At 44.7% G+C, this 22401-nt stretch carries 23 protein-coding genes and 1 other annotated feature; of the genes, 19 read left to right on the top strand and 4 right to left on the bottom strand.

Features of this window, described 5'->3' with window-relative positions; genetic code table 11:
• The first annotated feature begins 176 nt into the window (after positions 1 to 176).
• The 5 genes from murB (at position 177) to ftsZ (ending at position 5943) form a co-directional block, all read left to right on the top strand.
• Positions 177 to 1082: a UDP-N-acetylmuramate dehydrogenase gene (gene murB / locus AC1DPK_RS09095; RefSeq protein ID WP_477510082.1), complete on the top strand. Its 906-nt coding sequence runs from the start codon at positions 177 to 179 to the stop codon at positions 1080 to 1082.
• Positions 1083 to 1097: 15 nt separating this feature from the next.
• Entirely contained in the window at positions 1098 to 2366 is a 1269-nt protein-coding gene (murA, locus tag AC1DPK_RS09100) for a UDP-N-acetylglucosamine 1-carboxyvinyltransferase (protein ID WP_076268162.1), read from the top strand.
• A gap of 111 nt (positions 2367 to 2477) precedes the next feature.
• The gene (locus AC1DPK_RS09105; protein WP_339208722.1) at positions 2478 to 3230 is read left to right on the top strand and encodes a cell division protein FtsQ/DivIB; all 753 of its coding nucleotides are present in this window, start codon (positions 2478 to 2480) and stop codon (positions 3228 to 3230) included.
• Between the two features lie 236 nt (positions 3231 to 3466).
• Entirely contained in the window at positions 3467 to 4708 is a 1242-nt protein-coding gene (gene ftsA / locus AC1DPK_RS09110; protein ID WP_076268164.1) for a cell division protein FtsA, read from the top strand.
• 119 nt (positions 4709 to 4827) lie between these two features.
• Positions 4828 to 5943, top strand: coding sequence for a cell division protein FtsZ (gene ftsZ, locus AC1DPK_RS09115; RefSeq protein WP_441882996.1), 1116 nt, complete (start codon positions 4828 to 4830; stop codon positions 5941 to 5943).
• 905 nt (positions 5944 to 6848) lie between these two features.
• Here ftsZ and AC1DPK_RS09120 read toward each other — a convergent pair.
• A complete protein-coding gene (locus tag AC1DPK_RS09120) occupies positions 6849 to 7532 on the bottom strand; it encodes a DNA-binding response regulator (RefSeq protein WP_477510083.1) in 684 nt (227 codons plus the stop codon).
• A gap of 440 nt (positions 7533 to 7972) precedes the next feature.
• Here AC1DPK_RS09120 and spoIIGA point away from each other — a divergent pair, with 440 nt between their 5' ends.
• From spoIIGA to sigG, 3 genes are all read left to right on the top strand, one after another.
• On the top strand, positions 7973 to 8956 hold the full coding sequence (spoIIGA, locus tag AC1DPK_RS09125; RefSeq protein ID WP_339208726.1) for a sigma-E processing peptidase SpoIIGA: 984 nt from the start codon (positions 7973 to 7975) through the stop codon (positions 8954 to 8956).
• A 38-nt stretch (positions 8957 to 8994) separates the two neighbouring features.
• Positions 8995 to 9717, top strand: coding sequence for an RNA polymerase sporulation sigma factor SigE (gene sigE / locus AC1DPK_RS09130; RefSeq protein WP_054027973.1), 723 nt, complete (start codon positions 8995 to 8997; stop codon positions 9715 to 9717).
• A gap of 104 nt (positions 9718 to 9821) precedes the next feature.
• Positions 9822 to 10604 (top strand): RNA polymerase sporulation sigma factor SigG, encoded by a 783-nt coding sequence (gene sigG, locus AC1DPK_RS09135; protein WP_054027974.1) that lies wholly within the window; start codon positions 9822 to 9824, stop codon positions 10602 to 10604.
• 54 nt (positions 10605 to 10658) lie between these two features.
• Here sigG and AC1DPK_RS09140 read toward each other — a convergent pair whose 3' ends face one another.
• Together AC1DPK_RS09140 and AC1DPK_RS09145 are read right to left on the bottom strand one after the other, a co-directional pair.
• Positions 10659 to 11087 carry a DUF3995 domain-containing protein gene (locus AC1DPK_RS09140; protein WP_441883001.1) on the bottom strand — a complete coding sequence of 143 codons (429 nt, stop codon included), beginning with the start codon at positions 11085 to 11087 and terminating at the stop codon, positions 10659 to 10661.
• A gap of 15 nt (positions 11088 to 11102) precedes the next feature.
• On the bottom strand, positions 11103 to 11669 hold the full coding sequence (locus tag AC1DPK_RS09145) for a TetR/AcrR family transcriptional regulator (protein WP_441883003.1): 567 nt from the start codon (positions 11667 to 11669) through the stop codon (positions 11103 to 11105).
• A gap of 178 nt (positions 11670 to 11847) precedes the next feature.
• Between AC1DPK_RS09145 and AC1DPK_RS09150 the strand changes: the two genes are divergently transcribed.
• The 9 genes from AC1DPK_RS09150 (at position 11848) to AC1DPK_RS09190 (ending at position 19980) form a co-directional block, all read left to right on the top strand.
• Positions 11848 to 12129, top strand: a complete 282-nt coding sequence (locus tag AC1DPK_RS09150) for a YlmC/YmxH family sporulation protein (protein WP_076268170.1) — start codon at positions 11848 to 11850, stop codon at positions 12127 to 12129.
• 143 nt (positions 12130 to 12272) lie between these two features.
• Positions 12273 to 13124 (top strand): peptidoglycan editing factor PgeF, encoded by an 852-nt coding sequence (gene pgeF / locus AC1DPK_RS09155; protein WP_477510084.1) that lies wholly within the window; start codon positions 12273 to 12275, stop codon positions 13122 to 13124.
• A 3-nt stretch (positions 13125 to 13127) separates the two neighbouring features.
• Positions 13128 to 13847 (top strand): YggS family pyridoxal phosphate-dependent enzyme, encoded by a 720-nt coding sequence (locus AC1DPK_RS09160; RefSeq protein ID WP_430060840.1) that lies wholly within the window; start codon positions 13128 to 13130, stop codon positions 13845 to 13847.
• Positions 13848 to 13849: 2 nt separating this feature from the next.
• Complete coding sequence (locus AC1DPK_RS09165; protein WP_076268173.1) at positions 13850 to 14299, top strand: cell division protein SepF; 450 nt, start codon at positions 13850 to 13852, stop codon at positions 14297 to 14299.
• 10 nt (positions 14300 to 14309) lie between these two features.
• Positions 14310 to 14576, top strand: coding sequence for a YggT family protein (locus AC1DPK_RS09170; RefSeq protein WP_054027981.1), 267 nt, complete (start codon positions 14310 to 14312; stop codon positions 14574 to 14576).
• A gap of 18 nt (positions 14577 to 14594) precedes the next feature.
• Positions 14595 to 15377 (top strand): YlmH family RNA-binding protein, encoded by a 783-nt coding sequence (locus AC1DPK_RS09175; RefSeq protein ID WP_076268174.1) that lies wholly within the window; start codon positions 14595 to 14597, stop codon positions 15375 to 15377.
• A gap of 96 nt (positions 15378 to 15473) precedes the next feature.
• The gene (locus tag AC1DPK_RS09180; protein WP_477510086.1) at positions 15474 to 15971 is read left to right on the top strand and encodes a DivIVA domain-containing protein; all 498 of its coding nucleotides are present in this window, start codon (positions 15474 to 15476) and stop codon (positions 15969 to 15971) included.
• Between the two features lie 79 nt (positions 15972 to 16050).
• Positions 16051 to 16352: a binding site (T-box leader), on the top strand.
• Positions 16353 to 16398: 46 nt separating this feature from the next.
• Positions 16399 to 19497 (top strand): isoleucine--tRNA ligase, encoded by a 3099-nt coding sequence (gene ileS, locus AC1DPK_RS09185; protein WP_477510087.1) that lies wholly within the window; start codon positions 16399 to 16401, stop codon positions 19495 to 19497.
• 144 nt (positions 19498 to 19641) lie between these two features.
• The gene (locus AC1DPK_RS09190) at positions 19642 to 19980 is read left to right on the top strand and encodes a DUF5665 domain-containing protein (RefSeq protein ID WP_256710892.1); all 339 of its coding nucleotides are present in this window, start codon (positions 19642 to 19644) and stop codon (positions 19978 to 19980) included.
• Here AC1DPK_RS09190 and AC1DPK_RS09195 read toward each other — a convergent pair whose 3' ends face one another.
• The gene (locus tag AC1DPK_RS09195) at positions 19981 to 20712 is read right to left on the bottom strand and encodes a TraR/DksA C4-type zinc finger protein (RefSeq protein WP_477510088.1); all 732 of its coding nucleotides are present in this window, start codon (positions 20710 to 20712) and stop codon (positions 19981 to 19983) included.
• Between the two features lie 228 nt (positions 20713 to 20940).
• Here AC1DPK_RS09195 and lspA point away from each other — a divergent pair, with 228 nt between their 5' ends.
• Together lspA and AC1DPK_RS09205 are read left to right on the top strand one after the other, a co-directional pair.
• On the top strand, positions 20941 to 21462 hold the full coding sequence (gene lspA, locus AC1DPK_RS09200; protein ID WP_441909652.1) for a signal peptidase II: 522 nt from the start codon (positions 20941 to 20943) through the stop codon (positions 21460 to 21462).
• Complete coding sequence (locus AC1DPK_RS09205) at positions 21443 to 22381, top strand: RluA family pseudouridine synthase (RefSeq protein ID WP_477510089.1); 939 nt, start codon at positions 21443 to 21445, stop codon at positions 22379 to 22381. The genes lspA and AC1DPK_RS09205 overlap by 20 nt, the downstream gene beginning before the upstream one ends.
• Positions 22382 to 22401 lie beyond the last annotated feature (20 nt).

A 22401-nucleotide genomic window follows, 5' to 3' on the forward strand; every position in this document is an offset into this window, starting at 1 on the left:
AAGCATTTGCTTACGAAGTAGGTTTTGCTGCGCAAAACCGAAGCGATTGCTTACGAAGTAGGTTTTGCTGCGCAAAACCTAAGCATTTGCTTACGAAGTAGGTTTTGCTACGCAAAACCTAAGCATTTGCTTACGAAGTAGGTTTTGCTACGCAAAACCTTAGGGAGGTTCAACGAATGGAAGCTTTTAAAGCGGAATTGGAACAAGCTAATCTTGGCGAAGTTTTGTACAACGAACCGCTATCGAACTATACAACTTGGAAAATCGGCGGTCTCGCTGATATCTTAATCCTCCCTAGTAGCAAAGATGAATTGGTATCGGCGGTACGTTTGGTGCAAAAACATCAAATACCCTGGACTAATTTAGGCAGAGGCTCGAACATGCTGGTAAGTGATAAAGGGATTCGCGGCGTTGTAATAAAACCGCACAGAGGGCTCGATTACTTGCGTTTTGAAGGATCGACAGCAATAGCCGGTGCTTCATATTCTTTAATTAAGCTATCAGTCATGGCTGGGAAACAAGGTCTGACCGGACTTGAATTCGCGGGGGGAATCCCAGGTACGGTAGGCGGAGCCGTTTATATGAATGCTGGCGCGCATGGATCAGATGTGTCACGTATTTTTAAGTCAGCTGATATTGTACTGGAAACAGGAGAATTGGTTCGCTACGATCGTGAGGCTATGAACTTCGCTTACCGCCATTCCATACTTCACGAGCAAAAGGGCATTGTCATTGAAGCCGCCTTTGAGCTGGTAGAAGGGGATAGGCAGGAAGTACTCGCTAGGATGGCCTCCTACAAAGAGAGAAGATTGAGAACGCAGCCTTTGCAGCTTGCCTGTGCAGGCAGCGTATTTCGCAATCCGCCTAATGATTATGCCGCTAGACTCATTCAAGAGGCTGGATTAAAGGGTGAAAGCCTCGGAGGAGCGCAAGTATCGAAGCAGCACGCCAATTTTATTGTGAATACCGGGCAAGCAACAGCTGAAGACGTTCTCGCCCTCATGACTCATATAAAAAGCACTGTTCAGGACCGCTATGGCATCCTGTTGGTGCCGGAAGTATTGGTGGTGGGTGAGCGGTAATTCGGAGGTGATACATTGGACAAATTGGTGATTGAAGGTGGGAAACCTCTCTCAGGAACCATAGTTATCCAAGGAGCGAAAAATGCCGCTTTGCCGATTCTGGCTGCCAGTCTATTGGCCGAAGGCACAACAACGATAGATCATGTGCCTGATTTGCTAGATATCGATGTCATGCTGAACATTTTGCGCGAATTAGGATGCCGCGCCGAGCATACGGGAGGAACTGTGGTGCTGGACACTGAGACTGCACATACATCCCACGTGCCGGAATCGTTAATGAGACAGATGCGATCTTCTATTTTTTTAATGGGGCCTTTGCTTGCTAGATTTGGGGAAACTCAGGTTTATCAACCAGGTGGATGTGCAATCGGTGAGCGGAAAATTGATCTTCATTTAGAAGGTCTTCAGGCTCTGGGTGCAGAAATAGAAGAATTGGGTAACCGGATCATATGCCGTGCCGAGAAACTAAGGGGAGCGGATATTCACTTAAGCTTTCCAAGTGTCGGCGCAACAGAAAATATTATGATGGCCGCTGCTTTGGCAGAAGGCCGAACCACAATAAGCAATGCTGCAAGGGAACCGGAAATTCAAGACTTGCAAGGCTTTTTAAATGCAATGGGCGCTAAAATAATGGGAGCCGGAACCGACACGATAACGATAGATGGGGTACAGTCGCTAACACCTTGTCGTTATAAAGTGATTCCGGATCGTATTGTAGCAGGGACCATCATGGTAGCCGCCGCTGCAACACGCGGTCAAGTCACGCTCCAAAATACGCAGCCAGCCCATTTATCTTCCTTGATTCATGTTCTGCGCCGGGCAGGTGTTCAAATTGTTGTCGACGATGATATAATTAAAGTTGGCAGTGCAACAAGGCCTAGAGCGGTTGAAAGAATCGTAACCTCTCCATACCCGGCTTTTCCTACCGATTTGCAGTCTCAGGTTATGGTGCTGCTTACGCTTGCAGATGGTGTGAGCGTATTGAAAGAAACGATTTTTGAAGGCAGATTAAAGCATGTGGATGAACTGTCACGTATGGGTGCAGACATTCGCGTAGACATGAATGCGGCATTCATTCGCGGCGTGCCAAGGCTTTATGGAGCGACGGTGGAAGCAACGGATTTGAGAGCGGGTGCCGCCCTTGTCATAGCTGGTTTAGCAGCGCAAGGAAGGACGGTCGTTGAGCAAATTCATCACATCGATCGAGGCTACGAAAAAATCGAAACGATGCTGTCTAGGCTGGGTGCGCGGATTTCGCGTTATTCGCCAGTGCCTAATAACTAATACTATGCGCATGAGCTGCAAGATAGAAACAGCCGGTACCCTTTTGATGCTAAGCGAAGGCTGACGCGGAGAGGTTAACCGGATGTTTTTTGGGGAAAGAAGGGACAAGTTATGAGTGCACAGATGCCAGTACTTAAGGAACCACCGAAAAAAAGAATGGGCAGTCGGAAGCTGTTAACCATACTTATATTATTGTTTGTGGCGCTTTTGGCTGTATTATTTTTTAATTCCTCTATTAGCAAAATATCAGAAATCCAAATTGAAGGAACTAGATTCGTAACCAGAGAAGAAATAGGCAAGGCAGCTGCTATTTTGGTTGGCGATGCTTTTTTTCGAACTTCGTCTTCTACTATAGAAGATAGAATTGTCACATTGCCACAAATTAAAGGGGCTAAGGTTACGAAGGTATTTCCAGGTGTGGTGAAGATTCATGTAGAGGAGTTTCCTGTTGTTGCATTCGAGCTTTCCAAGCAAGGGGAAATGACAGCGTTATTGACAAATGGAACGACAGTTGAGGCTGACAGCGATGAAATGCAGCTTGTGGACAAGCCTGTATTGTCAGGCTGGGCAGATGGAGATCCCGTAAAAGCACAGCTCACGAAGCAGCTTGCAAAAATATCGACGAAGCAGCTCTCCGACCTGTCTGAGATTTTACCATTTCCGTCAACCGCTTATCCCGATCGGATTCTGATGTACACTCGCACAAAATTTGAAGTGGTAACAGCGGTGTCGGTTCTTCCAGAGAAGATTGAAGCGTTGAATGCAGTAATCGAGACCCAAGAGCCAGGTAAGATCACGATGCTTCTGGCGGATACATATGTGCCTTTCGTAAGTGAGAGTCCAGAAAATATAGATTCTGAGTAAAATTATACTACTCAATAGTCTGAAAGAATGGTAGAATTTTATTTATGCATTAATACTCGATTAAGCTGGATAAACATAGGAAATATAGAGAATCGCAAGGGGCGGTGCTCGACACAAAGCGAGAAACATCGAAAAATTTGTTGAAAAAAGAGGGAAAATAATAAAAGCGTTGAATATGTAGGAAGACCTTAACATGTGGTAAAATAATTAATTATTTGAAACGGAGGTGCCGCAAGATGAGCAGCAACGACATCATCGTCAGTTTGGACATCGGTACATCCAAAGTTCGTGCTATTATTGGTGAAGTGAATAATGGAGCCATTAATATTATTGGAGTTGGATCTGCCGACTCAGAGGGTATTCGCAAAGGAGCAATAGTAGATATTGACCAGACTGTGCAATCGATCCGTAATGCCGTAGAGCATGCGGAGCGCATGGTAGGCATTCAAATATCAGACGTATATGTTGGTATTCAAGGCAATCATATTGCTTTGCAAACCAATAGAGGCGTCGTTGCAGTATCCAATGAGGACCGTGAAATTGGTGAAGAAGATATTGAACGAGTATTACAAGCTGCTAAAGTAGTGGCGCTCCCTCCAGAGCGTGAAATCATTAACTTGGTTCCAAAGCAGTATCTAGTAGACGGCTTGGAAGGTATTTCCGATCCGCGCGGTATGATTGGCGTTCGCCTTGAGGTTGAGGCGACGATCGTCACGGGGACGAAGACTGCTATACATAACCTTATGCGTTGTGTAGAGAAAGCAGGCCTTCGTATTTCTGGTGTCATTTTGTTATCACTCGCTTCAGGCGTGGTTTCGCTCACCAAAGATGAGAAATCGATAGGGACTGTTCTTACTGACATAGGAGCAGGATCATGTACGATTGCCATTTATGATCAAGGCGGCCTAGCTGCTACGTCAACGCTTCCAATTGGTGGCGAATATGTAACAAATGATATAGCTTATGGCTTGCGCACACAAAGTGAGCAAGCTGAGAAAATCAAACTTAAATATGGCTGTTCAAATGTAATGGATGCAGCTGAAGATGTGAAGTTTAAAGTAGCACGAATGGGCAGCAATGTGGAAAAAGAGTTTTCACAGGTTGATCTTGCTAGTATTATCGAGCCTCGCATGCAAGAGATTTTCCATTTAGTTCGTCAAGAGGTACGTCGACTTGGTTATGGCGACAAGGTTAACGGTTATGTGTTGACCGGTGGCACTGTATCGATGCCAGGAACACTCGCTTTGGCCCAGGCAGAGCTTGAGTCTTCCGTCCGAATTGCACTCCCTGATTATATTGGTGTAAGAGACCCGGCGTATAGCAGCGGCGTTGGCATGATTCAATATGTGTCAAAATATATGGGAGCTCGCGGAACTGGAGCAGTGAAGAAAACGGCAAGCCGCAAAGCAAGTCCAACACCTTCTACTAAACCCGGTATGTTCGAGCGGATTAAAAGTATGTTTAATGAATTTATTTGAGGATTTAAGATAATATAAGTTTCACCTTATATACGATACTTATATTTTACTGCGAAACGTTGCTGTGCCGTCTCATAGATGTTATCAGCAGTTTACGCTTGACTGGGGGAAAATGAAAGATGTTGGAATTCGACTTTGAGCTTGAGCAGCTTGCTCAAATAAAAGTAATAGGTGTTGGCGGTGGCGGTAGCAATGCCGTTAACCGAATGATAGAGAATGGTGTTAAAGGCGTTGAGTTTATTACGGTAAACACCGACGCTCAGGCGCTGCATTTGGCTAAATCCGAGCATAAGCTGCAAATCGGCGATAAGCTGACGCGTGGACTTGGTGCGGGTGCCAATCCTGATGTAGGCAGCAAGGCTGCAGAGGAATCTCGCGAAATTATTATGAACCAGCTTAAAGGCTCGGACATGGTATTCGTGACAGCAGGAATGGGCGGCGGTACGGGAACGGGAGCAGCTCCGGTTATTGCCGAAATCGCTCGCGAATGCGGCGCACTCACTGTAGGGGTTGTTACTCGGCCTTTTACCTTTGAAGGACGCAAGCGTGCTGGACAAGCTGAGCTTGGGATTGAAGCGCTCAAAGAAAAAGTAGATACGCTTATCGTCATTCCTAATGACCGTTTGCTTGAGATTGTAGACAAAAAGACACCAATGCTGGAAGCTTTCCGTGAAGCGGATAACGTGCTCCGTCAAGCCGTTCAAGGCATCTCAGACCTTATTCAAGTACCAGGCCTAATCAACCTTGACTTTGCAGACGTAAAAACGATTATGACAGAACGCGGCTCCGCTTTGATGGGTATCGGTATTGCTACTGGCGAGAACCGTGCTGCTGAAGCAGCGAGAAAAGCGATTATGAGCCCGCTGCTTGAAACGTCAATTGACGGCGCTCGCGGCGTTATTATGAACATTACTGGCGGCAGCAACCTTTCACTCTATGAAGTGAATGAAGCAGCTGAAATTGTCATTTCAGCATCTGATCCAGATGTGAACATGATCTTTGGTGCGATCATCGATGAAGATCTGAAGGACGAAATTAAAGTAACCGTTATAGCAACGGGCTTCGAGCACAAGTCACCAGCTGCTCGTCGTGTTCCACAACAGCAGCCAGAAGCGGTTGATACAAGGCAACAGGGCAGCTCCAATGCAGTTAAGCCTTTTGGAGCTAACAACACTTCAAGCGACCAGCTTGAAATTCCAGCATTTTTGCGCAATCGCCCTCGCAACGATCGCTAAAACTTTTTGTACTAAGCCTCGCCATTATGGTGAGGCTTTTTTTATTTGTTTGATTGTAAGTTGATCGAGAAAAGGGGAAAAGCAGCTGTAAGCACGCATATACATTTACAGCATGAAAGTAACCATGATTAGCTGCCAATAAGCACCTATATGTTCTTACAACCAATGCTTGGCGAATGAGCAAGCTAGAGAAGTCGCTGTAATAACATATAGGTTCTTACAGCATGAAAGAAACCATGGTTAGCTGCCAATAAGCACCTATATGTTCTTACAGCCTACTATTTGCGAATGAGCAAGGTAAATAAGGCGCTGTAAGAACCTATATGTTCTTACAGCATGAAAGAAACCATGGTTAGCTGCCAATAAGCGCCTATACGTTCTTACAGCCTACTACTTGCGAATGAGCAAGGTAGATAAGCCTCTGTAAGCACGTATAGTTTCTTACAGCATGAAAGAAACCATGGTTAGCTGCCAATAAGCACCTATACGTTCTTACAGCCTACAATTTGCGAGTGAGCAAGGTAGATAAGCCTCTGTAAGCACATATAAGTTCTTACAGCATGAAAGAAACCATGGTTAGCTGCCAATAAGCGCCTATACGTTCTTACAGCCTACTATTTGCGAATGAGCAAGGTAGATAAGCCTCTGTAAGCACGTATAGGTTCTTACAGCATGAAAGAAACCATGGTTAGCTGCCAATAAGCACATAAATGTTCTTACAAACAATGCTTGGTGAATGAGCAAGGTAGATAAGCCGCTGTAAGAACACATAGGTTCTTACAGCATGAAAGAAGCCTTAGTTTGCTGCCAATAAGCGCCTATACGTTCTTACAGCCTACTATTTGCGAATGAGCAAGGGTGAGAAGCTGCATATCGTAAATGCAAACAACCCTCTAATGTACCAGTTAAAGTGAGGTGAATAAAAGAGTATGCAGCTGCTCTTGGTTTACTTTGTAGCATCGAATTCTCTGGGTGCCATTTCCTGCGGGCAACAAGGCTTGATTGAGAACCATACGGTGAAGCAGTTTTTGAGCTTCGCGTTTTTTGATTTTTAGAAGATCGATTACATCAGTGGGCCGGATAGGATGCTGTAGTTGAGAAGCATAACGTAATACTTCCAACTCCAAGAATGCATCAGCGCTTGTATCTTTTTTATTGCCAATTAAGCTCCTACCCATAAATTGTTGGAGAAGTTGTTGGCACATTCGCGGTTTTTCTTTTAGGTCATCATAGGAGAAACGCAATATTTTCCAACCGTCGAGCACAAGGTGGTTTTGACGCATTAATGAATCTGAAAACTGCCAGCGAGTGATTTCTGAGGAATGAGTGCGAAATCCATCAATTTCGATCGCTAGCCGCAAGCCTGATTTTATATAAGCAAAGTCTAAAAAACGAGTGCCGTCTCGAAAATCAGCAATCTCAAACTCTGGAATAAGTCCCTCAAGTTGATGGAAGGCAGGATACCATACCTTTTCTAAAAAAAATTTTTCAGCATGTCCATGTCCTTGCTCCAGCCTCCGTCTATTTTCTCCACTACTCTTTTTTAGATGAAGTTCCAGCCAACATTCATATACCGATTGAAACGACAAATTTATCATCCTCCTCCGGAAAATAAAAAAAACCGCATACTGCGGGAGAGATCTCCCGAGTAAGCGGTGTGCTTCACTGCTTCTATCTATTTAGAATGATAATCTAATTGTCAATGTGGAACAAGTATCCATTCCAAATTTTTTGTGTTTTTAAAAAAAACGGCCAGATTAATTAGTCGAAAATTATTTTAGCAATGACAAGTGATGGCGGGAACCTCAAAAAGAAACAAAAAGGTAGATTCAGCCTGACATAGGAGTGATCCCTCACAGGAGCAGCCCTAGGTTAATGAACGGTTAGCAAAATAGGACGAGCTAAAGATATAAGCCTCTGCAAAAATAAACATAAAAGACTTGCCGTTTTTTATACTCCTACTCGACAAAAAAAGATACGTCATGCCGTCATGAATAGACAGACTTTGAAATAGGATTTTAATATACTAGTGTCAATCGTTCTCCCGGGTGCCGGCTGCAGGCCGTTTACCGCCAGTTGCAGGAAGGTGACCGAAGTGGCTGTTTATGTTGATGTTATGTTTTTGCGAGAGCTGCTCGTTGACGGTGCTATTCTATTAACTACTGCTTGGGCACGTCATCTTAAACCGAAGCCTTGGCGAGTATTATTGGCTTCTGCTGTCGGAGCTTGTTATGTCGTTTTAATGCTTTTTCCACAATTATCTTTTTTATTCACATTTGCAGTTAAGGTTGCTACGTCGTTATTGATTTTATGGATTGCTTTTGGCTTTGCCTCGATTCAGCACTATATGAGGAATGTTGCAGCGTTTTATGCGGTTAACTTTGTGGCTGCTGGAGCTGTGCTTGGACTTTATTATTTGTTCATGCAAGGGTCCCGTGAGGTTTGGAAAACGATGATGTTCGTAAACGGAAACATGCGTGTGGAGCTTAAGATGGGATTGTTTTATTTGATTGCTGCGTTATGCATCGGATTGTATATATACCGTGCCGTATTGACGCAAAAAAGAGAAAGGGAGCTGGTGCAAACTCATTTGGCAGAAGTGAAAATTATGATTGGAGAACGTATACAAACCTGCATAGGCCTGATCGACACCGGCAATCAGCTTTATGATCCACTTACACGGACACCGGTCATGGTAATGGAGGCATCCTTGTGGCAAGATGATTTACCTGAATCGTGGTTGAATAGCATACGAGATGCACAAGTGGATCGTCTTGTAGCGGGAATGGATGAGCACACCTTTGTTTGGCAAGATCGACTTCGTCTTGTACCATTCAGAGGTGTCAATCGAGGGTCACAGTTCATGCTAGCGATAAAGCCGGATGCGGTTGAAATTACTAGGGAAGGACAAGTTTTTGAAACGCGGAAGGTGCTTATCGGGCTTGACGGCGGTAAGTTAACGTCTGATGGGGCATATCGAGCCATTATCCATCCGTCTATGGTACAACAGTAACGAACGTATGCTCATACAAACGAGGAGGGATGGGCCAGATGCTCGTCAAGTACAAACTGATCCTTCAGTTATATTATTATCGTGTCATGTTTTTATTCGGATTAAAAAGTGAAGAAATTTATTATATTGGTGGCAGTGAGGCATTACCGCCTCCCCTAACACGTGAAGAGGAAGAATATTTGCTGGAAAAACTGCCTACCGGCGATACGGCTATTCGCGCAATGCTAATCGAACGTAATTTAAGGCTAGTCGTATACATCGCTCGTAAGTTTGAGAATACCGGCATTCATATTGAAGATCTCGTATCAATTGGCGCGATCGGTCTAATTAAGGCGGTTAACACGTTTGATCCTGAGAAAAAGATTAAGCTGGCCACCTACGCCTCGCGTTGTATTGAAAATGAAATATTGATGTACCTGCGCCGCAATAGTAAGACGCGCACCGAAGTGTCCTTTGATGAACCGCTTAACATCGACTGGGATGGAAATGAACTGCTTCTATCGGATGTTCTCGGAACGGAGAATGATACGATTTACCGTAACATTGAAGAGCAGGTAGATCGCAAGCTGCTTCACAAAGCGCTTGATAAATTGTCAGAGCGTGAACGGATTATTATGGAGCTTCGCTTCGGTCTTGCCGACGGCGAGGAAAAAACACAAAAGGATGTTGCTGATCTTCTTGGCATTTCACAGTCCTATATTTCACGCCTTGAGAAGCGAATTATTAAAAGGCTTCGTAAAGAATTTAACAAAATGGTTTAGATCCCGCATCCTGCTTGCAGTTGTCGAACGATGTCGCAATAGGAATAAAAAGGACTCCTGAGGAGATAATGTACATTAATGTTTCTCCTTGGGAGGTAATCACGTTGACCCGAAATAAAGTCGAGATCTGTGGAGTGGATACCGCGAAACTGCCTGTCCTTAATAATGTCGAAATGAGAGAATTGTTTACGGCATTACAAACCCGTAATGAGTGGGCAGCAAGAGAGAAATTAGTTAACGGTAATCTGCGGCTAGTGCTTAGCGTTATACAACGGTTTAACAATAGGGGAGAGTTTGTAGACGACTTATTCCAGGTCGGATGCATTGGACTTATGAAGGCGATAGATAATTTCGACCTTAGCCAAAATGTCAAATTTTCCACCTATGCCGTACCGATGATTATCGGGGAAATACGCCGTTACTTGCGTGACAACAACCCTATACGCGTATCACGCAGCTTGAGAGACATTGCCTACAAGGCGCTTCAAGTTAGGGATAGCTTGACGAACAAAAATTCACGCGAACCGACGATTTTTGAAATATCGGAAGCTTTAAACGTTCCGAAGGAAGATGTCGTATTCGCACTGGACGCCATTCAAGATCCAGTTTCATTGTTTGAACCGATCTACCATGACGGCGGCGATCCTATTTATGTTATGGACCAAATTAGTGACGAACGAAACAAAGACGTATCGTGGATCGAGGAAATCGCGCTTCGGGAAGCTATGCATAAGCTGAACGACCGTGAAAAAATGATTTTGTCGATGCGCTTTTTCGAAGGCAAGACGCAAATGGAGGTAGCCGATGAAATCGGCATCTCACAGGCACAGGTATCTCGTTTGGAAAAGTCGGCTATTCAGCAAATGCAAAAGCATGTAAAAACATAAAAAAACGGTGCCGAGAGGCACCGTTTTTTTGTTTATGTGATTTATTGAAGGGGACTAACCAATGATCATCAACCAAAAAGATAAGAAACTGATGATCAGACAAAGCGGAGAGTAAACATACGTATCCATTCGTGCAAAATGCGTGTTTCGAATCGTTTTGAATAACCCGACTGCACGAAACTCACCAACTGCTCTAGCCAAAAAAACAATAGCAAGTGCCCAGGCTGCAATGGAGGGCAGCGATGCTGGTCCGATGACAGGGATAATATCAACAAACATCAGAATGAATGCGGCGCCCGCAAAGAAAAGTACTGCAACAGCTGCAGTTCCAATCGGACGAGGTTTAAAAAGAGGCTGAGATGTGTAATTTTTTGTCGGGACAGCAATGGAGATTCCATGCCGACCGCCAAACACCCAATATATATGTATTACGCCGATGACGAACAACACCGCACTAATGAGCGCTGCTAATAACGATTGCATCACATATCCTCCGTGTCATGTATGGTTTTTTTCAATAAACAGCATGAGCAGGTCAATCTGCTTCTGGGTTTCTTCCGGATTGAGAGTACGATGTTTATTTCGTTCGTACCATCCCAAGTAATAACTGTATAAGAGTTCAGATGTATTCTTTGCCTCATCTTCTAATAATTCGCACGCTATGAGCAAGTCGCTCATATAATCCAAGCGCTGCTGCTCAATTTGCTGAAGCAGCTCGGCATACACAGGCGATGTCGTTCCTAATTTTCGGAAGTGATAAATAAAATCTTTTCCTTCTATCGTGCTGAACATGACGCTGAGCAGCTGGTGTGCCTTTTGCTTCGGTTCTAATGAATCATGCTGCTGAATATGAGCGATGATTGATGTGGTTGTTTGTTCATGCCAGTAATGAATAATACGATCCACATACAAAATACGATTTTTAAAATACCAATAAAAGCTGGTTTTACTGCTGTTTAACTGCTTAGCGAGCTGTTCGATAACGAGAGCTTCGACACCCCCTTCAGCAAATTTTTGCAGTCCAAGCTTGATCCAATCGAGTTCCGTTGCGACGATTTTTGGCATGATATGCTCCTTATTTGATCCTTTGATATTCTTTTATTGTACGCTATCGTACATAAAAATCAAATTTTGAAATAAGAGGCTCCTTTTCTTGATAAGAAGGACATTTTGGGCGATTTCCACATATAGTTATAGGAGAGACAAACGGGTGATCACTCTACTTGAAAAGTGGTGAGCGGAAATGAAAATATCTGATTTTCAAACAAAGGACGTTATTAATATTGTGGACGGAAAAAAGCTAGGTCAAATAACGGATTTGGAGCTTGATCTACGGCAAGGTCGGATCGATTCTATTGTGGTGCCGCAGTATACTAAGTTTTTGGGGATGTTTGGCGGTGGCGGCACGGAAGTCGTTATTCCGTGGCGCAATATTGTGAAAATTGGGGCAGATGTTGTGCTCGTTCGAATGGATGACACGAAACAGCTTCGTTCCGAGGAAGAAGATTTGCACGCTCGCTCATAAAACGCTAAACTGTGACTATACCAGCAAAGCAGATTTGCTTTGCAAACCTTACCAAATGCTTACGAAGTAGGTTTGCTTCGCAAACCTAAGGTGATGCTTACGAAGTAGGTTTGCTCTGCAAACCTTTAAATAGAGGTGAACAAATGGAAGYTTTTAAACATAATCAATCAGCGAAGGGACCTTCGCTTTTTTTATTGTCTGAATGGGAATCACGTTATGATCGTTTGAACGCAGGGTTTACAGGACGTCAAGGCGGGGTTAGCGAAGGCCACTTTTCATCGTTAAACATGGGCTTGCACGTCAAGGATCAAGATGCCGCAGTTATATCGAACAGGCGATTGCTGACCGATGCTATCGGCTGGCCTTTTGAAGCATGGACTTGTGCTGAACAGGTGCATGGGAACCGGGTATGGCAAGTGACTGAAGCAGATAAAGGCAAGGGTAGAAATAGTCTGGACGATGTGCTGAGGGATTGTGATGCTATCATGACTAACGTCCCTGGGGTGCTGCTGACTTCTTTTTACGCAGATTGTGTCCCATTGTATTTCTATGATCCAGAGCATGATGCGGTGGCGCTTGCCCATGCCGGTTGGAAGGGAACCGTCCAGCAGATCGCTATTGAAACGGTACGAGCAATGGAGCAAGCATATGGAACCGACCCTAAAGCGCTTGTGGCAGCGATAGGGCCTTCTATAGGAGGCTGCTGCTATGAGGTGGATGGTCCAGTCATTGAGCAAGTACAGGCGCTTTTGACTGATCTGAGCTTGACGCAAGAAGAAGCGGAATCAATGCTTAAGCAAAGCGAGGATGGCAAAGCGAACTTAGACTTGAAAGAAATAAACCGACAGATTATGATAAAAGCAGGAATTTTGCCGATACGTATCGAATTAACAGAGTGGTGCACTGGATGCAGACGGGATTTATTTTTTTCTCATCGCAAAGAAGGTGGCTTAACCGGCCGAATGGCCAGTTGGATCGGCATTCGGGAGAGGTGAAACATGTCATTCACATTAGAGAATAGAATTGAGCTTGTGGAAGAGCGAATTAAGAAAGCTTGCGAGCGTGCCGGGCGCAGCAGAGATGAAGTTCAAATTATTGCTGTTACGAAATATGTTTCTTTAGATACTACGAAGGCTGCCCTAGGGCAAGGCTTGCTTCATTTGGGTGAAAATCGTTGGCAGGACGCGCAGGCGAAGTGGGAAGCGATAAGCGGCAGTGACGATCTAGCAGCAGAGGATCAGCCTATCTGGCATTTTATCGGTTCATTGCAAACGAATAAGGTGAAGGACGTCATTGGGAAGTTTACATACATGCATTCGTTGGACAGGCTATCGCTTGCTGAAGCCATAAATAAGCGTGCTTCCCAGCTAGGAATTATCGTTCCTTGCTTTATTCAAGTAAATGTATCTGGGGAAGATTCCAAGCAAGGCATTAATCCAGACGAGCTCTTTCCCTTTGTGGAGCAGCTTGCTAAGTTTAATTCGATCAAGCCAATTGGTTTGATGACGATGGCTCCTTATGAAGCCGAACCAGAGCAAACGAGACCCGTCTTTAGAGCTTTGCGAGAGCTGAGGGATGAATTAGAGCGGCGCTCGGAACATCCAAACACCATCACCCAGTTATCAATGGGCATGTCGAATGATTTTGAGGTTGCCATCGAAGAAGGAGCGACATGGATTCGCCTTGGTACGATATTAGTAGGGAAAGAGGAGGAATAGGGATGAGCGTCATGAACCGCTTTATGAGTTTTCTTGGCTTGCAAGATGAAGAAGAAGTTGTAGAGAGAGAACGTGTTGTACAGCAGGAAGAACAAGAAGCTGAAACTTCTCCCTTCGAGGCACGTAAAAACACGAAGAGCAATAATGTCGTCAGCATTCATTCACAGAAGAATGTCCGGGTAGTACTTAGCGAGCCAAGGTCTTATGATGAAGCGCAAGAAATTGCTGATCATTTGCGTTCACGCCGTGCAGTAATCGTGAATCTTCAACGTGTTCGCAGCGATCTTGCTGTTCGAATTGTTGATTTTCTAAGCGGTACCGTGTACGCTTTAGGCGGAAGCATCTCTAAGCTAGGACCCAATATTTTTCTTTGTACGCCGGATTCAGTCGAAATTCAAGGTGCTATAACGGAAATGCTGGCGGAGGAGAACGACTACAACAAAATGAGGTGACCTTGAGTTAATGGATGAAGTTTATAGTATTGTGATGCTGGTACAAAAAATTTACACGTTTATGATCATTGGTTATGTGCTGCTATCTTGGTTGCCTAACGCTCGTGAAAGCTTTATCGGCGTATTTCTAGGTAAGCTGGTTGAGCCATACTTAGGTATTTTCAGAAAGTTTATTCCGCCAATCGGAGGCATGCTGGATCTTTCGCCAATCCTTGCCGTGTTCGCTTTGCAATTTGTAGCGTATGGCCTGATTGCAGTAATCGGATTTTTTATTTGATTAAAGGAATGAGTTTATATGAAACAAGGAATATACGATCATTTCCATCCCGATGAGAAACCTTTCGTAGATCGGGCGGAGGAATGGATAGAGCGGTCCGCACAGCAGCATGAGCTGAAGCGGACCGATTTTTTAGACCCAAGACAAGCACAAATATTAACTATTTTGGCAAATCGCAACCCTGATGTTAATGTCCGGTTTGACGGCGGTTATGATCAAGCTGAGCGTAGACGAGCCATTATAGGTCCAGATTATCGAAATTTGGATGACGAAAATGCTGGCATATCTGTTCTTGTAGTTAATGGACCGGGACAAGCCCAAATGGAATTAGATCATGGTGATTTTTTAGGAGCATTGCTTGGACTTGGTATAAAACGTGACCGAATTGGTGACATACATGTGCATGAGCATTTTTGTCATATCATTGTTATGGATGAAATTGCGGATTACTTGAATATCCATCTGAGACAGGTTCATCGGATTAATGTGCTGACAGACGTACTTCCACTATCTGAGCTTCAGACGGCATTGGTTAAGCTGGAGGAAATGAGTTTGTCAGTTGCTTCTATGCGATTGGATGGGATTGCGAGCGATGTTTATCGCATAAGCAGATCCAAAATCGTTGATCCGATTCGGGCAGGAAGATGCAGGGTGAATTGGAAATCGGAAGAAGACCCATCCGAGCAGCTTCGAGCGGGTGACGTTGTGTCATTCAAAGGACTTGGCCGATTTAAAGTACTAGAGGTGGATGGCGTGACAAAAAAAGGCAGAATTCGAGTAAAGATCGGCAAATTTATTTGAATGATTGCAGGAATTTTCCTGTAGTTGTCGAATTATTCTCATCAAATCGTGTATTTTCGGTTACGAATGTTCCAAATACCATAAGGAGGTGCCCCAATGCCGTTATCGCCATTGGACATACATAACAAAGAGTTTGGTCGGAGATTACGTGGCTACGATGAGGATGAAGTTAATGAATTTCTAGATCAGGTCATCAAAGACTATGAATCGCTCATTCGTGAAAATAAAGAAATGCAAAACCAAGTATTAGGCTTGCAGGAAAGATTGAATCATTTTACGAATATCGAAGAAACGCTTAGCAAAACGATTATAGTTGCACAAGAAGCAGCCGATGAAGTAAGAAACAACGCGAAGAAAGAAGCACAGTTGATCATTAAGGAATCAGAGAAAAACGCTGATCGAATTATCAATGAATCACTTGCCAAGTCTCGCAAGGTTTCTCTTGAGGTGGAAGAGCTTAAAAAACAAGCTTCCGTATACCGTGCTCGTTTCCGTACACTTGTAGAAGCTCAGCTTGAACTGCTTTCGGTAGATGGTTGGGATACGCTGGAGCCGCATGTAAGACAAACCGAGCATGAATTGACTCGCGGCTAGTTTTTTTATAAACAGGCGAAATGCCATTTGACATTTGGCCTGTTGTTACGCTATAACTAATAGTAATTAATTGATGATCTAAACTTCGTTGATGAGAACAAGTACGTTTTGAGTTCACTCCTCAGAGAGCCGGCGGCAGCTGAAAGCCCGGTGTGTGAGCTATTGCGGAATATCCTCTCTGAGAAGCGGTGCTGAACCTGCGTATGCAGCAGTAAGTGCTGACGGCTGTCCCCCGTTACAGGGAACGCGAATATTATGTTCGCGACTAAGGTGCCGCATGAAGCACAGCTGAACGTAGCTGTCTGCTCTCATTGACTTGTTGCTGGATTTCAACAGCAGTGCGGAACAAGGGTGGTAACGCGACTAAGCCTCGTCCCTTCTCATAGGGATGAGGCTTTATTTTTGTTTAAATTAGGAGGCTGAAGCGATGCAACGCGTAGACGTTAAGGAACGTGCCCGCACCCGTGAGCTGCGAGTGCTGGAGCAATGGAAAACAGATGAAACGTTTAAAAAATCAATAGCAAACCGGGAAGGCAAGCCGAATTTTGTATTTTATGAAGGGCCGCCTACCGCTAATGGAGCACCACATATCGGTCATGTACTTGGCCGCGTAATTAAAGATTTTATTTGCCGCTACAAAACAATGGCAGGATACCGTGTTATCCGTAAAGCAGGATGGGATACGCATGGTCTACCGGTAGAGCTTGGAGTTGAGAAGCAGCTAGGCATCTCCGGCAAGCAGGAAATCGAAGAATACGGTGTAGAGAAGTTTGTGAAAAAATGCAAAGACAGCGTATTTGAATATGAAAAGCAGTGGCGTGAGCTGACAGAAGGCATCGCGTATTGGACGGATTTAGACAATCCATATATCACGCTTAAAAACGAGTACATCGAGAGTGTATGGCATATTTTATCGTCAATCCACGGAAAAGGTCTGCTGTACCGCGGTCATCGCGTAAGTCCTTATTGTCCGGATTGTCAAACGACGCTTAGCTCACACGAGGTTGCTCAAGGTTATGAGGATGTTAAGGATCTAAGCGCAACAGCGAAGTTTAAGCTAGTGGAGTCGGGAGAATTCGTTCTCGCTTGGACAACTACGCCGTGGACGCTTCCTGCAAATGTGGCGTTAGCCGTAAATCCGGAGCTTTATTATATCCGTGCTTCCAAAAACGGTGAAGTGTATATCGTTGCTCAAAATCTAGCGGAGAGCGTTCTTAAAGAAGATTATGAAGTTCTATCCGTATTGAAAGGCGCTGAACTTGTTGGTCTTAGCTACGAGCCGCCATTCCAATACGTTGCCCTAGAAAAAGGCCACGTCGTTATTGCAGGCGATTTCGTTAGCGACACTAGCGGTACGGGTATCGTTCATATCGCGCCAGCACATGGTGAGGATGACTACCGAGTTTCACGCGACAACGGAATCAGCATGCTCAGTGTTGTTGATTTGGCTGGTCGCTATACGTCAGAGGTTACTGACTTTGCAGGACGTTTCGTGAAAGACGCTGAGCTTGATATTGACATCGTCAAAAACCTTAGTGAACGCGGCCTTCTTTACTCGAAGGAGCGCTACGAGCATAGCTATCCATTCTGCTGGCGCTGCAAAACGCCGCTCATCTACTATGCGATGGAAAGCTGGTTTATTAAAACAACAGCGGTTAAGGATCAGTTGATCGCCAACAACAACAGCGTTGATTGGTATCCTGGCCACATCCGTGAAGGACGCTTTGGTAAGTTTCTGGAGGATTTGGTGGATTGGAACATCAGCCGCAATCGTTACTGGGGTACGCCGCTTAACGTTTGGGTCTGTGATGTAACAGGCAAGGAGTATTCACCAAGCAGCATTGCTGATCTGCGTGCGATGGCGATTGGCGATGTGCCAGAGGACATTGAGCTTCATAAACCGTATGTGGATGATATTAAGCTGAAATCACCTTTCGCTGAGGGTGCTGAAATGACGCGTACACCTGAAGTTATTGATGTATGGTTCGACAGCGGTTCGATGCCGTTCGCTCAGCATCATCATCCGTTTGAGAACGAGCAGCAATTCGCTGAGCAATATCCAGCAGACATTATCTGTGAGGGTATTGACCAAACGCGCGGCTGGTTCTACAGCTTGCTAGCAGTTTCTACGCTGTATAATGGCAAAGCGCCATATAAAGCGGTTATCTCAACTGGCCATATTTTGGATGAGAACGGGCAAAAGATGTCCAAATCTAAGGGCAATGTAATCGACCCTTGGGAAATCATCAACGAATATGGAACGGACGCATTCCGCTGGGCATTGCTTGCAGATAGCGCGCCATGGAACAGCAAACGCTTCTCACGCGGCATTGTTGGCGAAGCGAAATCGAAAGTCATTGATACCATCGTAAATACACATGCGTTTTTCGCGTTATATGCTTCAATCGATGGCTTTGACTACACAGCGCATGAAGAGATCAAATCAGACAACAAGCTGGATCGCTGGATCATTTCACGTCTGAACAGCTTGATTAATACAGTGAACAAGGGTCTTGAAGTAAATGATTTCCTAAATCCAGCTAAATCGATTGAGGTTTTCGTTGACGAGCTGAGCAACTGGTATATCCGCCGTTCACGTGATCGTTTCTGGGGAAGCGGGCTTACAGCTGATAAATTAGCTGCTTATCAAACTTTGCGCAGCGTATTGCTTACCCTCTCGCGTCTGATCGCTCCTTATGCACCTTTGCTTGCAGAGGATGTTTTCGGAAACCTTGGCGGAGCAGGCAGCGTTCATTTGGCTGATTATCCGAAAGCGGATGAAACGCTTATTGATGAGACGTTGGAGCGCGATATGGAAAGTGCAAAACAAATCGTTGAGCTTGCTCGCAACGTTCGGAACGAAACGGGAATCAAAACGCGCCAGCCTTTGTCGGAGCTAATCGTATCGCTTGATCGTGATTTCAACGTAGCAGACTACGAGGATATCGTGAAGGATGAAATAAATGTAAAAGCTATTACCGTACAAAATTCAGACAGTGGATTTGTTGATTTCACCCTTAAGCTGAATCTTAAAATTGCCGGTAAAAAATACGGTAAAAACGTTGGACCTATTCAAGGTCAGCTAAAAGGACTATCAGCAGAACAGACTCGAAAAATCGTAAATGGCGGAAGCTTCGACTTCACAAGTGCAGAAGGCGAACAGCTGTCGATCACTGTTGATGAGCTGTTGGTTGAGAAGCAAGCGAAGTCAGGTTTCGCATCTGCATCTGGCAACGGTGTTACTGTAGCGCTGAATACGGATATTACAGCTGAGCTTGAGCAAGAGGGCTGGGTTCGTGAAGTGATTCGCGCCGTTCAGGATACACGCAAAAAGCTCGATCTGCCAATTGAGAAACGCATCGATTTAGTACTTGATGTTGATGCTGAGCTCAAAGCGGCGCTGGATGCGTTCGCACAAGTGCTTCAAGACAACGTGCTTGTTCAAACCGTCACTTATGGTGATGAGCCGGGGATGGAGAAAGTTGTGCTTGGCGAAAAAGAAATAGGGATTTTCATCCGCGGATAAGGTTATAGTATAAAGGAAATTAACAAGCGAAAAAACGAGGCCGTCGCCTTCCGACAGCTGCAGCAAACGACTGAATGGTCGCGATGCTTGCAATGTCCGGCAGGTCAGGCCTCGTTTTATTGTTTGACAAAGGGGATGCCTCGTATGAATACAAATAACCCGGAACAGCCGAAAAATTTGAACGAGTTACAAACTTCGTTAAGCAAGCTTGATAAACGACTGCAAACTATTGCTACCGAAATGGAACATACCCAAATAGCGGACTACATTGATCTGTTAAACAGACCATGGACAATGATTTGGAAAAACCTGCTGGCTGGTACAGCCAGAGGTGTAGGAATCGCGATTGGCTTTACCTTTTTTGCTGCGACCATTCTTTATGTTCTGCGTATATTAGGAGCGTTAAACTTACCGATAATCGGCGACTATATTGCAGACATTGTCCGAATTGTCCAAATCCAGCTCGAAGGAAAAGTTTATTGATTATAAGCGTTGATCCTCAAGATCAGCTTCTAATCCATGATCGCCTTCATCCGACTCCAAGTAGTTTTTATATTCTCGGTTGCGGATGACGGACACATGACGCCCTGTAATGTCGGTCGCAAGAAAGCTTTCAATGGATTCAACAAAACCGTCATTCTCGAAAGCTTCAATACCTACATGCTCATAATCGGCCACATCTCGATTCTCAGATGTGGCAGGTGAATCCGCATTGCCCCATTGCTCAACAATTTGCCAAGCATCCTCGCCATCAAAGCCGTTGTAGGAATCATGCTCATCCATGCTGGTTCGACCAAATGGAGTATCGAGAAATAATTCTTCAACTGGCCTGCGCAGGGATAAATGCTGTCTTGGCGCATGTTCAATGCAGTAAAGCGTATCAGGTACGGCATCCAAACGCTCAAGCGGGATAGGTTCATTACATGTTTTACAAATGCCGTATGTTCCATCAGCAATCGCGGTTAGCGCTGCCTCAATGCGATTCAGATGCAATTCCTCTTGTTCATGAAGGGCTACATCTTTCTCGCGTTCATAAAGCTCAGTAGCGACATCACCCGGATGATTATCGATTGTAGATAGTTCTCCGGTAGTGTCACGCAACGAATTCGCTAAGCCATAATGATCGTTTTCTGAGAAACGTTTTTCAATTTCGCGCTGCTCGTCCAATAATCTGGCTTGCAGCAGCTGAATATGAGCAGTGTTTGGCTTTGTCATTTTGAGCACCCTCCTTAGCAGGGAACATAATTGCAGTATTAGCTTTTGCTGAAATACGGTTTTTCAGTATGGTCTTCAATGGAAGAACAGCAGGCGGGTGCTGGCTCTTATTTAGCTCCGTATGCTACAATTGATTAGCAAACTTTCAGAAATGCGCTGGCTTTTCACATCTAGCCTGAAGTGCTTTTGAATGGAAACGCTGCTTTACAAAAAATTAGGAGTGATTCGATGCGTTTTTATTATTACTGGGTAGCGGTATTAGTGTTAGTCCTTGATTTTGTAACAAAGAAATTAATTGAGACAAAATTGGAGATCGGGGATCAAATTAGCATTATCGGTAATTTTTTTCTCATCACTTCGCATCGAAATCGCGGTGCTGCATTTGGCATCTTGCAAGAGCAAAGACTGTTTTTTATCATTATTACCGTTATCATTGTTTTGGGTATCATTTGGTACATACAGGCATCGAGAAAATCAGCTAAGCCTTGGCTGCTAGTAGGACTCGGACTAGTTCTTGGCGGCGCAATTGGCAACTTTCTCGATCGCGCGCGTTATGGTGAGGTTGTCGACTTTCTGCAGTTTAACTTCGGCAGCTATGGCTTCCCAATATTCAACGTAGCGGATTCAGCGATTGTCTGTGGTGTAGCATTAATTCTAATTGACACCTTGTTATCGGCTAGAGATGACAAGAAACGTTTGCAAAATGGAGAGGACAAGGATCAAAACAATCATGAGCAGCAACCTGTATAATGAAGAACCGTTGGAATGGATCGTAGAGGCGGAGCAATCCGGCGAACGAGTAGATAAGTTTGTAACAGACAGTATTGACGATCAAGGCGTATCCCGAACGCAGGTTCAGGAATGGATCAAAGCAGGGGCCGTACAGGTCGATGACAAAGTGGCAAAAGCGAATCTGAAGGTAGCAGAGGGCAATCGTGTCGTTCTGATTATCCCAGAGCCTGAAGAGGCGGCCATTGTCCCTGAGAACATCCCGCTTGAAGTTATCTATGAGGATTCAGACTTGATTGTTATTAATAAAAAGCGCGGAATGGTCGTTCATCCTGCACCTGGTCATTCTTCAGGCACGCTTGTTAATGCGCTGATGTATCACTGCAAAGACTTGTCCGGCATTAACGGCATGATCCGTCCGGGCATTGTTCACCGCATAGATAAGGACACAACAGGTTTGTTGATGGCTGCCAAAAACGATCTGGCGCATATCTCGCTTGCTGAGCAGCTTAAGGAGCATACGGTAACGCGGAAATATATCGCACTTGTGCACGGCAATTTGCCGCATGACCAAGGTACAATTGATGCGCCTATCGGACGTGACCTGAATGACAGGAAGCTGTTTACGGTAACCGAGCACAATAGCAGACATGCAGTAACACATTTTCACGTATTGGAGCGCTTAGGCGATTACACGATTGTAGAGCTTCAGCTAGAGACGGGACGTACCCATCAAATTCGTGTGCATATGAAATATATCGGTCATCCGCTTGCAGGAGATCCGGTTTACGGCCGCAACAAGACTGTAGCCTTAAAAGGACAAGCTTTGCATGCTACGCTGCTTGGCTTTACACATCCGCGCAGCGGCGAGCGGCTGGAGTTCGAAATGCCTTTGCCGGCAGACTTCGAATATGTATTAAGCAGCTTGCGTTCAAGGTAATAGTGCAATAGTGCAAACTT

It is taken from the genome of Paenibacillus sp. 01T424 (assembly GCF_056398745.1).

What these genes read in the sequence shown, in the direction of transcription:
- murB (WP_477510082.1), top strand. Translation starts at nt 177, where the DNA reads ATGGAAGCTTTTAAAGCGGAATTGGAACAAGCTAATCTTGGCGAAGTT.
- AC1DPK_RS09105 (WP_339208722.1), top strand. Translation starts at nt 2,478, where the DNA reads ATGAGTGCACAGATGCCAGTACTTAAGGAACCACCGAAAAAAAGAATG.
- ftsA (WP_076268164.1), top strand. Translation starts at nt 3,467, where the DNA reads ATGAGCAGCAACGACATCATCGTCAGTTTGGACATCGGTACATCCAAA.
- ftsZ (WP_441882996.1), top strand. Translation starts at nt 4,828, where the DNA reads ATGTTGGAATTCGACTTTGAGCTTGAGCAGCTTGCTCAAATAAAAGTA.
- sigE (WP_054027973.1), top strand. Translation starts at nt 8,995, where the DNA reads ATGCTCGTCAAGTACAAACTGATCCTTCAGTTATATTATTATCGTGTC.
- AC1DPK_RS09140 (WP_441883001.1), bottom strand. Translation starts at nt 11,087, where the DNA reads ATGCAATCGTTATTAGCAGCGCTCATTAGTGCGGTGTTGTTCGTCATC.
- AC1DPK_RS09145 (WP_441883003.1), bottom strand. Translation starts at nt 11,669, where the DNA reads ATGCCAAAAATCGTCGCAACGGAACTCGATTGGATCAAGCTTGGACTG.
- AC1DPK_RS09150 (WP_076268170.1), top strand. Translation starts at nt 11,848, where the DNA reads ATGAAAATATCTGATTTTCAAACAAAGGACGTTATTAATATTGTGGAC.
- AC1DPK_RS09160 (WP_430060840.1), top strand. Translation starts at nt 13,128, where the DNA reads ATGTCATTCACATTAGAGAATAGAATTGAGCTTGTGGAAGAGCGAATT.
- AC1DPK_RS09165 (WP_076268173.1), top strand. Translation starts at nt 13,850, where the DNA reads ATGAGCGTCATGAACCGCTTTATGAGTTTTCTTGGCTTGCAAGATGAA.
- AC1DPK_RS09170 (WP_054027981.1), top strand. Translation starts at nt 14,310, where the DNA reads ATGGATGAAGTTTATAGTATTGTGATGCTGGTACAAAAAATTTACACG.
- AC1DPK_RS09175 (WP_076268174.1), top strand. Translation starts at nt 14,595, where the DNA reads ATGAAACAAGGAATATACGATCATTTCCATCCCGATGAGAAACCTTTC.
- AC1DPK_RS09180 (WP_477510086.1), top strand. Translation starts at nt 15,474, where the DNA reads ATGCCGTTATCGCCATTGGACATACATAACAAAGAGTTTGGTCGGAGA.
- ileS (WP_477510087.1), top strand. Translation starts at nt 16,399, where the DNA reads ATGCAACGCGTAGACGTTAAGGAACGTGCCCGCACCCGTGAGCTGCGA.
- AC1DPK_RS09190 (WP_256710892.1), top strand. Translation starts at nt 19,642, where the DNA reads ATGAATACAAATAACCCGGAACAGCCGAAAAATTTGAACGAGTTACAA.
- AC1DPK_RS09195 (WP_477510088.1), bottom strand. Translation starts at nt 20,712, where the DNA reads ATGACAAAGCCAAACACTGCTCATATTCAGCTGCTGCAAGCCAGATTA.
- lspA (WP_441909652.1), top strand. Translation starts at nt 20,941, where the DNA reads ATGCGTTTTTATTATTACTGGGTAGCGGTATTAGTGTTAGTCCTTGAT.
- AC1DPK_RS09205 (WP_477510089.1), top strand. Translation starts at nt 21,443, where the DNA reads ATGAGCAGCAACCTGTATAATGAAGAACCGTTGGAATGGATCGTAGAG.